Annotated in this window: 12 protein-coding genes and 1 rRNA gene; 3 read left to right on the top strand and 10 right to left on the bottom strand. The window is 41.9% G+C overall.

Features of this window, described 5'->3' with window-relative positions:
* Positions 1-2: 2 nt before the first annotated feature.
* Both clpP and tig read right to left on the bottom strand, forming a co-directional pair.
* On the bottom strand, positions 3-665 hold the full coding sequence (clpP, locus tag KO473_RS23225; RefSeq protein ID WP_005782306.1) for an ATP-dependent Clp endopeptidase proteolytic subunit ClpP: 663 nt from the start codon (positions 663-665) through the stop codon (positions 3-5).
* Positions 666-804: 139 nt separating this feature from the next.
* Entirely contained in the window at positions 805-2,160 is a 1,356-nt protein-coding gene (gene tig, locus KO473_RS23220; protein ID WP_005782303.1) for a trigger factor, read from the bottom strand.
* A gap of 1,239 nt (positions 2,161-3,399) precedes the next feature.
* Between tig and KO473_RS23215 the strand changes: the two genes are divergently transcribed.
* Positions 3,400-3,645, top strand: coding sequence for an RNA-binding protein (locus KO473_RS23215; protein ID WP_005811280.1), 246 nt, complete (start codon positions 3,400-3,402; stop codon positions 3,643-3,645).
* Between the two features lie 117 nt (positions 3,646-3,762).
* Here KO473_RS23215 and lptB read toward each other — a convergent pair whose 3' ends face one another.
* A complete protein-coding gene (gene lptB / locus KO473_RS23210; protein ID WP_005811281.1) occupies positions 3,763-4,524 on the bottom strand; it encodes an LPS export ABC transporter ATP-binding protein in 762 nt (253 codons plus the stop codon).
* Between the two features lie 75 nt (positions 4,525-4,599).
* On the opposite strand from lptB, the gene KO473_RS23205 reads away from it, so the two are divergent.
* Together KO473_RS23205 and KO473_RS23200 are read left to right on the top strand one after the other, a co-directional pair.
* Complete coding sequence (locus KO473_RS23205) at positions 4,600-5,343, top strand: ABC transporter permease (RefSeq protein ID WP_005782292.1); 744 nt, start codon at positions 4,600-4,602, stop codon at positions 5,341-5,343.
* The gene (locus KO473_RS23200) at positions 5,340-6,110 is read left to right on the top strand and encodes an ABC transporter ATP-binding protein (protein ID WP_005782291.1); all 771 of its coding nucleotides are present in this window, start codon (positions 5,340-5,342) and stop codon (positions 6,108-6,110) included. The genes KO473_RS23205 and KO473_RS23200 overlap by 4 nt, the downstream gene beginning before the upstream one ends.
* A 232-nt stretch (positions 6,111-6,342) precedes the next feature.
* Here the strand turns inward: KO473_RS23200 and KO473_RS23195 are convergent, their stop codons facing one another.
* The 7 genes from KO473_RS23195 to rrf all read right to left on the bottom strand — a co-directional run bounded on the left by KO473_RS23195 (position 6,343) and on the right by rrf (position 11,780).
* Entirely contained in the window at positions 6,343-6,990 is a 648-nt protein-coding gene (locus KO473_RS23195; RefSeq protein ID WP_005822043.1) for a response regulator transcription factor, read from the bottom strand.
* Positions 6,991-7,166: 176 nt separating this feature from the next.
* Complete coding sequence (gene der, locus KO473_RS23190; protein WP_005782289.1) at positions 7,167-8,480, bottom strand: ribosome biogenesis GTPase Der; 1,314 nt, start codon at positions 8,478-8,480, stop codon at positions 7,167-7,169.
* Positions 8,481-8,532: 52 nt separating this feature from the next.
* A complete protein-coding gene (gene era / locus KO473_RS23185; RefSeq protein ID WP_005782288.1) occupies positions 8,533-9,414 on the bottom strand; it encodes a GTPase Era in 882 nt (293 codons plus the stop codon).
* 87 nt (positions 9,415-9,501) lie between these two features.
* Entirely contained in the window at positions 9,502-10,506 is a 1,005-nt protein-coding gene (locus KO473_RS23180; RefSeq protein WP_005811282.1) for a beta-ketoacyl-ACP synthase III, read from the bottom strand.
* A 98-nt stretch (positions 10,507-10,604) separates the two neighbouring features.
* Positions 10,605-10,790 carry a 50S ribosomal protein L32 gene (gene rpmF / locus KO473_RS23175; protein ID WP_002562387.1) on the bottom strand — a complete coding sequence of 62 codons (186 nt, stop codon included), beginning with the start codon at positions 10,788-10,790 and terminating at the stop codon, positions 10,605-10,607.
* A 13-nt stretch (positions 10,791-10,803) separates the two neighbouring features.
* Complete coding sequence (locus KO473_RS23170; RefSeq protein WP_005822044.1) at positions 10,804-11,379, bottom strand: DUF177 domain-containing protein; 576 nt, start codon at positions 11,377-11,379, stop codon at positions 10,804-10,806.
* Positions 11,380-11,669: 290 nt separating this feature from the next.
* Positions 11,670-11,780 (bottom strand): 5S ribosomal RNA (rrf, locus tag KO473_RS23165).
* Positions 11,781-11,948 lie beyond the last annotated feature (168 nt).

The following is an 11,948-nucleotide window of genomic DNA, read 5'->3' as shown; positions in this document are numbered from 1 at the left end:
GTTTATTTCTTAATCAACACTTCGTCAATCATACCATATTCTTTTGCTTCCTGGGCGGTCATCCAGTAATCACGGTCCGAATCGGCCCATACCTTGTCAAAAGAAGTACCCGAATGATCGGCAATAATGGTATAAAGTTCTTTCTTTAATTTTTGTATTTCGCGGGCAGTGATTTCAATATCCGAGGCTTGTCCCTGCGCGCCACCCATCGGCTGATGAATCATCACACGTGAGTGAGGCAGCGCCGAACGTTTGCCTTTGGCACCGGCCACCAACAGTACAGAAGCCATAGAAGCTGCCATACCGGTACAGATTGTAGCCACATCACTCGAGATGAACTGCATCGTATCATAAATACCCAGCCCGGCATAAACCGATCCGCCCGGAGAGTTGATATAGATTGAGATATCTTTACCCGGATCTACCGAATCAAGATACAGCAACTGTGCTTGCAGCGTATTGGCCGTATAGTCATCAATCTGTGTACCGAGGAAGATAATGCGGTCCATCATCAGACGTGAGAACACGTCGAGCTGAGTGACGTTAAGTTGTCTTTCTTCCAAAATATAGGGATTCAAATACCCGGCTTGCGATTTAATCACATCGTCCAGCACCATTGCATTCATACCTAAATGCTTGGTTGCGTATTTTCTAAAATCATCCATTGTTTTACGTTCCTTTCTATTATTAATAATGTAACTGCAAAGAAACAAAAAAGAACACAGAGACACAAAAAAACACAGAGTTATAATTCTATAAAAACTCTGTGTTTCTGTGACTTTATGTCCTGTTCAAAAGAAGAGCTTATTCAAACATCTTATTGAATTCTTCCATTGAAACGGTTTTGTTCTCCAATGTAACCTTGCCTTTCAGTGCAGCGGCCAATTTGGTTTCTACTACGCGGTTCACCAAACCGTCGATGCTTTCTTTCTTTTTCAGCATCTCTTTTGCGTAGTTTTCGAGGATATCATCGGGTATAGTCAGCATACCGTATTGAGCAAACTGAGCTTTTGTAGCTTCTTTCGCCATGTTGATCACGTCGTCCTGCTCTACCTTGATATCATTTTCTTTCACCAACTGTTCCTTAATCAGGTGCCATGTCAGTTCTTCGATGCTCTTATCGTAGTTTTCGTTTACGAATTCTTCGCCTTTGTCTTTGTTGTTCATCAACATAACGCGTTTCAGCAGTGCATCCGGGAATTCCAGCTTACCTACTTTGTCTGCCAATACCTTGCGGACATCGATCAGGAATTTATAATCGCTATCGGCAACGAACTGGGCTGCGATGCTTTCTTTTACTTTAGCACGGAATTCTTCTTCTGTCTTCACTGCGTCTTTGCCGAATACCTGATCGAAGAGTTCCTGATTCAGTTCACCGTTTACGAAACGGGTCACTTCTTCTACCTGGAAGCTGAAGTTGGATTTTACTTCGGCAGCAGCTTCTTTGTCGATCTTCAGCAGTGATGCGATTTCAACAGCATTGCCTTCGTAAGCAGCATCCGGATTGAATACCAGTACGTCGTTTACTTTAGCGTTTGCGAAGATAGCCTTCTGCTCGTCGTTCTTCATGTACGAAGGCATCATTACAGCACCTTCTACCTGAATACCGCCTTCTTTCGTGTTGCCTTCTTCATCAAGTTCGGCCAACAGACCTTTCAGCATATCGTTTTCTTCGTATGCCTCTACTTGTTCGTATTTTCCGTTACGTTGAGTATAAGCTTTAATCTGGTTTTCTACCATTTCGTCAGTTACCTCGATTGTATAGTAGTCTACCTTGTCCTGGCTGCTAACCTCAGCTTTGAACTCCGGAGCCAAAGCGATATCGAATACAAATTCGAATTCTTCCATTGTATCGAAATCGATATCCGGCTGCTTTTCTTCGTTAGGCATCGGTTCGCCAAGGATGTTTACGTTATTCTCCTTAATGTATTCGTATACTTTCTCAGAAAGCAATTTGTTCACCTCGTCGGCAATGACTGACTTACCATACATCTTCTTCACCAAGCTCATAGGAACCATGCCCGGACGGAATCCCGGAACCTGAGCTTTCTGACGGATGTTCTTCAACGATTTGTCTACCTGAGGCTGGTAGTCAGCTTTTTCAAGCTTCACGGTAAGCAATGCGCTTACTTTGTCAATGTTTTGTAATGAAACGTTCATTCTGACAATTATTTATTTGATTTATACTTTATTCTATACTCAAACGAGGGTGCAAAATTAGTGCTAATCTTTCAAATTTCAAAAAACATTGCAGAATTATTTCATTTGCAGAGAATCGCCATTTCGGACGAAAGCAGCCGGACATACGGCAGAAAAGACATTAATCCGTTTTCAAAAGAACCCGTTTTACTTTTTATTAACCAAAAAAGAAGAAAACAAAAAGACAGGTCCGGACGGAAAAGTCCGGAACAGAGGCCGGCAAAGCAGTAAAGTTCAACACAACCGGATGTGGATAAGGAGGTCGGAAACCGGTTCATTGTTTACGGAGTGCTACCACAAATATCAATTATAGCAACAATCGGAGATTATACTGTCAAAAGGATCAAAAATCCTTCTTTCCGCTGACTCGGCTTTTCGTTTCTCCGCTCCATCCGGAGGAAATAGAGCTCCGGAAGGTGGCTTTTTGCCTCCCAAAGCCTGACTCTTCCGGAAACAAAACCTGTGTTTTACTGAAAAGCAAGCTTCTTTTTGCGGAAAAGACGGGTACATTTGCCCCGAAAGACGTTAGCATTTCCGGAAAACGCTTACTTCTTTTCCGGATTTCTTTAAATGTTTTCCCTAATTGCATATATTGTTCCGGAAAAAGAAGCTTCCGAACTCTTTTTTCACTCTGGTTGCTCTCCGCGAAACGACGCGGCCGGACTATCGGAAGAACAGGTATTTGACACAAAAAAGTACATGATGCATCAAGAGGATATGTTTCTCTTTCAGTCTGTCCAGAAACCGGCCATCGGGTAAACAAAAAGATAATGGCTAAACTGGCTGGAAGACGTTTTTTCTGACTTAGACGAATGGTCCTCCGAAATAAACAAATATGAGAGGATACGATTGTCATTTTGACAAAATGCTATCAAATTTCCGCCACCTTCACCGTAACACCGGGAAGTCAGTATCTTCTTTACAACTTATGTTTTCCAACTTCATCCTAAGATCTCTCCAACCCGTTAAATTTCATAGGTTTCGCACACAAAAAAAGAGAAAAAGTTATTGCAATTCCGGATTTTATGTGTTTCTTTGTTGCGGAAAGATGATCGATTAGTTTCTCGATTTCGATTACAAGGTTTTTACTCCCGTCGACAAGACGCTTTTGTAAACTCTCTGTTTCTTTAATCTTTTTATTATTAAATCATCTTCCGGAGAGTTTTTTATTTCATTTATTTTATTTTTATCATTTTCATTATGAACATTTATGTTGGAAACCTTAACTACCGTGTTAAGGAAGCAGATCTGCAACAAGTTATGGAAGACTACGGAAAAGTAACTTCTTGTAAAGTAATCATCGATCGCGAAACAGGCAGATCAAAAGGTTTTGGTTTCGTAGAAATGGATGACGATGCAGCTGCAACAAAAGCTATCGCAGAATTAAACGGAGCGGAATACGAAGGCCGTACTATGGTACTCAAAGAAGCCAGACCGAGAGATTGACGATAGGAGAAAGAATTAAAAAGAAACCTTTTACCAGAAGAACCGGTAAAAGGTTTTTTTTATGTATTCTATGTTCAAACGGCTTCCCCCGATACACACGAGAACGGAAACAGCAGACTAATCTTTCAACTGGAAGTCTTTGCGGCGCAAAACGAAACTGTTACTCAGATATTTCTCACGCACAATCTTATTCTCAGCCAACTCCTCAGGAGTACCCTGAAACAGAATTTTTCCTTCGAACAGCAGATAGGCACGATCGGTAATACTCAATGTTTCCTGTACGTTATGGTCGGTAATCAGGATACCGATGTTTTTATCTTTCAACTTCCATACAATCTGCTGGATATCTTCTACGGCAATCGGGTCTACCCCGGCAAAGGGTTCATCAAGCATGATGAATTTGGGGTCGATAGCCAGACAACGCGCGATCTCCGTACGGCGGCGCTCACCACCCGACAACTGGGTACCTTTATTCTTCCGCACTTTCTGCAAACGAAACTCGGCAATCAAACTTTCGAGCTTATCTTTCTGATAATCGAGAGGTTTATTAGTCATCTCAAGCACGGAAGCAATGTTGTCCTCCACCGTCATCTGGCGGAAGACCGAAGCCTCCTGAGCCAGATATCCGATACCGGTCTGGGCACGTTTATAAACAGGATATTTCGTTATTTCAAGATCGTCCAGGAAAATACGGCCTTCATTCGGGGTAATCAATCCTACGGTCATGTAGAACGAAGTGGTCTTACCGGCACCATTCGGCCCCAGCAAACCTACAATCTCACCCTGCTTCACATTGATGGAAACATGGCTCACTACCGTACGCTTACCGTACTTTTTCACCAAGTCTTCGGTACGAAGCACCATCTTGCTTTCTTTCATATCCTTTGTTATTTTGCGGCAAATGTAGCAAAAATAAGCCGAAAAAACGTACATTTGCAAACAAATATACGAGTTATGATTAAAGCATTAAGAACCGTCGGCAGATACATGATGCTTATGGGACGGACTTTTTCACGTCCCGAGCGCATGCGTATGTTCTTCCGGCAATATATCAAAGAGATAGAGCAACTGGGGGTAAACTCTATCGGCATCGTGCTGTTGATTTCATTCTTCATCGGCGCGGTGATTACCATCCAGATTAAACTAAACATCGAAAGCCCATGGATGCCCCGCTGGACGGTAGGATACGTCACTCGTGAGATTCTTTTGCTTGAGTTCTCCTCCTCCATCATGTGTCTGATCCTGGCCGGTAAAGTGGGATCGAACATCGCTTCCGAACTGGGTACAATGCGTGTGACACAGCAGATTGATGCACTCGAAATCATGGGAGTGAATTCCGCCAATTATCTGATATTACCCAAAATCACGGCAATGGTTACCATGATTCCTATTCTGGTGACCTTCAGCATCTTTGCAGGTATCATCGGAGCATTCGCCACCTGCTGGTTCGGCGGTATTATGACGGCCACCGACCTTGAATACGGGCTCCAGTATATGTTTGTAGAATGGTTTGTGTGGTGCGGCATCATCAAGTCACTGTTTTTTGCCTTTATCATTGCCAGTGTATCCTCTTTTTTCGGCTATACCGTAGAGGGCGGCTCGATAGAAGTGGGAAAGGCATCTACCGATTCGGTGGTTTCCAGCAGCGTACTGATTTTGTTTGCCGACCTGGTATTAACTAAACTTTTAATGGGATGATCGAAGTAAAAGGACTCTATAAATCATTCGAAGGTAAAACGGTATTGCATAATATAGATGCCTCTTTCGAAAACGGAAAAACCAGCCTGATTATCGGTCAGAGCGGTTCGGGTAAGACGGTATTGATGAAGTGCATCGTCGGATTGCTGACACCGGAAAAGGGCGAAGTACTCTATGACGGACGCAACTTTCTGGCAATGGGTAAAAAAGAAAAGAAACATTTGCGACGCGAAATGGGAATGATTTTCCAAAGCGCGGCTTTGTTCGACTCCATGTCCGTTTTAGATAACGTAATGTTCCCTCTCAACATGTTCGGTACGGACACATTGCGCGAACAAACCAAACGGGCCATGTTCTGCCTCGATCGGGTCAACCTGACAGAAGCTAAAGATAAATTTCCCGGCGAAATCAGTGGCGGTATGCAGAAACGTGTAGCTATCGCACGGGCCATTGCGCTGAACCCGCAGTATCTCTTCTGCGATGAACCGAACTCAGGACTCGACCCGAAAACCTCTTTGGTAATAGACGACCTGATTCACGATATTACCCGGGAGTACAACATGACCACCATCATCAATACTCACGACATGAACTCGGTAATGGGTATTGGCGAAAAGATTATCTATATTTATCAGGGAACCAAAGAGTGGGAAGGTACGAAAGACGACATCTTCACTTCGACCAACGAACAGCTGAACAATTTCATTTTCGCTTCCGACCTGCTGCGTAAAGTAAAGGATGTAGAAATACAAAACCTCGAAGGCTGATCTTCTCAACAGATTGAAATAGAAGGGCTCATGAATCATCGCAACTCATGAGCCCACTTTTTGTTATAAAAAAACCAGTTAATAGAATCGACATATATCATCACGACATATTGACTGTCCCAAAGTTCTCAATAAAACTTAAAAAGAGAATAATTCCAATTACACATCAAAGATAACAAAAAAAATGCAGCAAAACATCACCGAAAACCGTGACAAATTGAAATAAATAGAATCATCCAATCTCTATCCATCCTTTTGCCATAGCTTTCACTACCATATCGATAGCGTTCTTTGCACAAAACTTTTGTATTAGCCTTTTGCGAAATGTTTCGACAGTATTTTCTGAAATCTTCAATTCAGCCGCAACTTCATGCGTATTACATCCCCTCGCGACAGCTTTCAGTACATCAAGCTCGCGCTTTGTGGGTATATCTTTAGGATGAATTTGTACAGGACTGAGGCTTAACCTCTGACGAATGGACTTAAACCGCGGACATGCATAAGAATCACCTGCAAGCACGCTCTTCACGGCATTTCCTATTTCCATAGCTTCGGATGATTTAAGGATCACGGCATTCACTTTCTGACGAATCAAACGGTTGATAATCCAGATTTCTTCATGCATAGTACTAATAATAATACGTGCACTCTCATTAATCTCACGAATCATATCAACCAAATCGAATCCTGATATATCGGGGAGGCTTACATCCAAAACATAGATGTCGTAGTCTCTCTCCCCAATCAATTCGGCAGCTCTCGTTCCCGAAGTCACCGCATCGGCAACTTTAACCCCCGGCACTAACTCAAGCATGCGTTGCATCCCTTCAAGAATCAGTGCATGATCGTCAACCAATAGTATTTCTGCCTTCTTTTCCATGTAGCCTCTGTCTGTATTTATGGTTTGTTTCTTTTTGCTCTGTACAAATATAAATAAAAAGAGTTATATAAGAAACAAAAAGAATCAATTATTTCAAAAATGATGGGCAAAAAGAAAGCCGGAATTATGATAATCCGGCTTTTACATTTATATATCAATACTATTCGACACAAAAATCACTTCTGTCTGATATAAATATTGATAGGCGTTCCACTCAGATCCCACTTTTCACGCATCTTGTTCTCCAAGAATCTTCTATAAGGCTCTTTCACGTACTGTGGAAGATTAGCAAAGAAGACAAACGAGGGTACCTGCGTATTAGGCAGCTGAGTAACGTACTTAATCTTGATATATTTTCCCTTAGTCGCAGGAGGCGGATAAGCTTCGATCAACGGAAGCATCTCTTCGTTCAGGCGAGCTGTCGGAATTTTAATCATACGGTTCTCGTAAACTTTACGTGCCTCTTCAAGCACCTTGAGAATTCTCTGTTTTGTCAATGCCGATGCAAACACAATAGGGAAATCAACAAAAGGAGCAAAACGTGAACGAATGGCTTCTTCAAAAGTCTTCATTACTTTATCAGTCTTGTTTTCTACAAGATCCCACTTATTCACGACTACCACTAACCCTTTTGAGTTTTTCTGAATCAACGAGAATATATTCAAATCCTGGCTTTCTATACCACGGGTCGCATCCACCATCAGAATACATACATCGGCCCCCTCTATGGCACGAATAGAACGGACAACCGAATAATATTCGAGATCCTCGTTTACCTTATTCTTTTTACGAATGCCGGCTGTATCTACCAGATAGAAATCGAAGCCAAACTTATTGTAACGAGTGTAAATAGAATCGCGGGTTGTTCCGGCTATTTCTGTAACAATATTACGTTCTTCCCCGATAAAAGCATTCACAATAGACGATTTACCGGCATTAGGACGTCCCACCACAGCGAAACGAGGGATGTCTTCATCCAGAATCTCATCGGATTCTTTCTTGAATTTACTAACAATCAAGTCCATCAGATCTCCTGTACCACTACCACTAATCGCAGAGATACAATAAGGATCGCCCAATCCCAACCGATAAAACTCAGGAGCATTGTATCGCAGCTCATGATTATCCGTCTTGTTGGCCACCATGATGACCGGACTTTTGGCACGGCGTAATATGGCAGCTACCTGCATATCCAAATCTGTCACTCCATTTGTCACATCCACCACAAACAGAATCACATCCGCTTCATCCACTGCCATCAATACCTGCTTGCGGATTTCCTCTTCGAATATATCGTCAGAGTTTACTACCCATCCACCGGTATCAACAACAGAAAACTCTCGCCCTAACCATTCGGATTTACCATACTGCCTATCACGGGTAGTACCCGCTTCATCGTTCACAATTGCCTGACGGGTTTTCGTCAAACGATTAAATAAGGTAGACTTGCCCACATTGGGTCGTCCTACGATTGCAACTAAATTTCCCATAGTTTACACACTTTATTTTTGCGACTATCACAGTCGTATGAATTTTCTTTTTTTAATCTAACTGATAACCAAAATTCCGCAATTCCTTGTCAGAGCTGCGCCAATCTTTGTCTACTTTCACATAGGTTTCCAGAAAAACAGTTTTTCCGAAAAAACGTTCCAGATCCCGCCGTGCCTCTGTAGCAACTTTCTTCAGGGCTTTACCCTGTTTTCCTATAATAATGCCTTTCTGAGAATCACGCTCTACATAAATCACGGCATGAATATGTATCTTCTTCGCATCTTCTTTGAATTGCTCCACCACCACCTCTACCGAGTACGGAATCTCTTTATCATAGTACAACAGGATCTTCTCACGGATAATCTCGTTGACAAAGAAACGGGCCGGCTTATCAGTCCACTGGTCCTTATCAAAATAAGGAGGTGAGTCAGGCAAAAGTTCTTTGATCCGCTTCATCACATAGTCCACATTGAACTTTGTAGCTGCCGAAATCGGAATAATCTCAGCTTGTGGAAGCAACTCTTTCCAGTCTTCCACCAGCTTCACCAACTTTTCCTGGTCAGTCAAGTCAATCTTGTTAATCAACAACAAAACCGGAGCAGTCTGCTGACGCACTTTCTGAATAAATTCATTATTCTTATCAGGAGTTTCAATCACGTCTGTCACATAAAGCAAGACATCTGCATCCGCTAATGCTGAAGTCGAAAAGTTCAGCATAGATTCCTGCAACTTATAATTAGGTTTCAGCACCCCCGGAGTATCCGAAAAAACAATCTGCATATCATCCGTATTATAGATACCCATAATCCGGTGACGAGTAGTCTGCGCCTTAAACGTAGCAATTGAAATACGTTCGCCTACCAACACATTCATCAGTGTCGACTTACCCACATTGGGATTTCCTACTATATTCACAAAACCAGCTTTATGCATCGCCTTCCATTTATTGATTTAGACAAAAAAACGCATCGAATCGAAATAAGATGCGTTTTATGTGATTTATATTAGCAACTTTCGTTACTATTCTTTTTTCCCGTCGTAACCCCATTTCACATACACGGCACCCCAAGTAAATCCGGCACCAAACGCAGTGAAAATAATGTTATCGCCTTTCTTAAGTTTCTCTTCAAAATCCCAGATACACAATGGCAGCGTACCCGCACTCGTATTACCGTAATGCTGAATATCCACCAGAACTTTCTCCATCGGAACTTCCATGCGATGAGCTACCGCTTCGATGATGCGCATATTGGCTTGATGGGGAACAATCCAGTCAATGTTATCTTTTGTCAGCCCGTTCTTTTCTGCTATAGCTGCACTGACATCAGACATATTAGAGACAGCGTACTTGAACACAGTTCTACCTTCCTGATGAATATAATGCATTTTATTGTCAACCGTGAAATAAGAAGGAGGACAAACCGAACCACCCGCTTTCATGTGGAGGAAAGGCAATCCCTTACCATCAGTTCTCAATATAGCATCCATAATTCCCAAGTCTTCCGTGGTCGGTTCAAGCATAAAAGCTGCCGCTCCATCACCGAAGATAGGGCATGTTGCACGTTCTGTGTAATCCACCATTGATGACATTTTATCGGCACCAACAATGATTACTTTTTTATATCGTCCCGAACGAATAAAATTGGCAGCTGTTTCCATCAGATACAAGAATCCGCTACAAGCAGCCTGTAGATCGAAAGCAAAAGCATTTTTTAGTCCGAGTTTATCACAAAGAATAGAAGCTGTTGAGGGGAAATGATAGTCAGGAGTAGTAGTTGCAACGATAACTAAATCAATGTCATCAGGATTTGAACCCGTTTTTTTCATCAACTGTTTAGCTGCCTTACGGGCCATATACGAAGTACCTAATCCCTCTTCGTTCAGTATTCGTCTTTCTTTTACTCCGATACGAGTCATAATCCACTCGTCATTGGTATCCACCATCTTAGATATCTCGTCGTTTGTCAAGACATAATCAGGTACATATCCTCCGACTCCTGTGATTACTGCATTTATTTTTTCCATCAATTCTGTTTTAATTTAGCAATACATCTAATACTTAAAGCAGCCGGAGAGCAATGCTCTCTGGCTGTTTGATAAGTATAAGCTTATTCAGACTGCAATTATACAGCAGCTTCTTTTTCAATTGCCAGCTTACCTCTGTAGTATCCGCAAGCGCCGCATACTGTGTGGTAAACATGCCATTCACCGCAGTTCGGGCAAATAGCCAATGTAGGAGCTACTGCTTTATCATGAGTTCTTCTCTTTGCAGTTCTTGTTTTTGATTGTCTTCTCTTAGGATGTGCCATTTTCTTTTAAACTTTAATTATTATCTAATATTTTTTTTAATTCATTCCAGCGCGGATCAATCTGTTCCTCCGCTTCATCTTCCACAACGATATCCTCACCAGCGCCAAAAGATTCTTCTGCATCGTCATCACTACTTGTTCTAAGATGCTTGTTCAGCTTACTGGTCACAGCTTTATTGCATTTACCGGGAGCATGCACATGCTTCATCGGGATAGCCAAAGCTATAAACTCGTACATAAACCAAGCTACATTGATCTCCCCTTCTTCCTCAGGGATCACAATCAGATTATCTCCCTCTTCAGCATATTCACGGCCAAATTTCACCATCAACTTATCTGAGGAAGTAACCGGCTGCTCCATCTCATCCAAACAACGGTCACATGGTACCCATACGATACCTTCTGTCTGGAAGCTCAATTCAAAAGCACGAGAGGTCTTTTTAACCGTCAACTCTACGTTGACTTTACCTTTCTGAACTTCAGGGCCATCAATATGAGCGAAAAAAAGATTGTCAAGTAGAAACTCATACTTACATGAGTCTGCTTGCATTCCTTTCAAATCAATTTTGTATTTATCAAACTTTCCCAAAGCTTCTTTTTTTTAATCGTTGCAAAGGTACAAAAAAAGCCCAAACGTTATGTACTACTTAACTAATTTTCATCTGAATCTTAAGTAGGTAGACATAATTCGGGCGACAAAGATACGAATAATAATCCTCATAACATACAAATTATCAGTAAATATTCGTATTTTAAGTAGTATTTTATTTATAAACGAGTGCATCAGTTCGGTTGTTATCCTCCCTCCTTCTTTTCCTACGTCTATAAACAAGTCATCCCCTCGTGTCTTCTGACCCGAGGGGATGAACTCTCTAAAAAAAACGGCGACTACCTACTCTCCCACTGTTACGCAGTACCATCGGCGTGATCAGGCTTAACTTCTCTGTTCGGAATGGGAAGAGGTGGAACCCTGATGCTATAGTCACCTGAATAAGGTAGACATAATGTACAAAAGTAAACTTAGCCGTCTATCACCCGGATAGTAAAGCTAAACGGATATATAAACCATAAAGGACAATAAAAGAAAGTCATCGGGCAATTAGTAACGCTCGGCTGTGATGTTACCACCTGTACACCTGCGTCCTATCAACGTTGTAG

This window comes from Bacteroides sp. HF-4919 (assembly GCF_018860125.1).
The sequence above is the reverse complement of the archived record's forward strand: the minus strand, read 5'-3'. Positions and strand labels throughout refer to the sequence as shown.

Bases quoted from the DNA above. Each gene is read 5' to 3' on its own strand.
- clpP (WP_005782306.1), bottom strand. From the start codon at position 665: ATGGATGATTTTAGAAAATACGCAACCAAGCATTTAGGTATGAATGCA.
- tig (WP_005782303.1), bottom strand. From the start codon at position 2,160: ATGAACGTTTCATTACAAAACATTGACAAAGTAAGCGCATTGCTTACC.
- KO473_RS23215 (WP_005811280.1), top strand. From the start codon at position 3,400: ATGAACATTTATGTTGGAAACCTTAACTACCGTGTTAAGGAAGCAGAT.
- lptB (WP_005811281.1), bottom strand. From the start codon at position 4,524: ATGAAAGAAAGCAAGATGGTGCTTCGTACCGAAGACTTGGTGAAAAAG.
- KO473_RS23205 (WP_005782292.1), top strand. From the start codon at position 4,600: ATGATTAAAGCATTAAGAACCGTCGGCAGATACATGATGCTTATGGGA.
- KO473_RS23200 (WP_005782291.1), top strand. From the start codon at position 5,340: ATGATCGAAGTAAAAGGACTCTATAAATCATTCGAAGGTAAAACGGTA.
- KO473_RS23195 (WP_005822043.1), bottom strand. From the start codon at position 6,990: ATGGAAAAGAAGGCAGAAATACTATTGGTTGACGATCATGCACTGATT.
- der (WP_005782289.1), bottom strand. From the start codon at position 8,480: ATGGGAAATTTAGTTGCAATCGTAGGACGACCCAATGTGGGCAAGTCT.
- era (WP_005782288.1), bottom strand. From the start codon at position 9,414: ATGCATAAAGCTGGTTTTGTGAATATAGTAGGAAATCCCAATGTGGGT.
- KO473_RS23180 (WP_005811282.1), bottom strand. From the start codon at position 10,506: ATGGAAAAAATAAATGCAGTAATCACAGGAGTCGGAGGATATGTACCT.
- rpmF (WP_002562387.1), bottom strand. From the start codon at position 10,790: ATGGCACATCCTAAGAGAAGACAATCAAAAACAAGAACTGCAAAGAGA.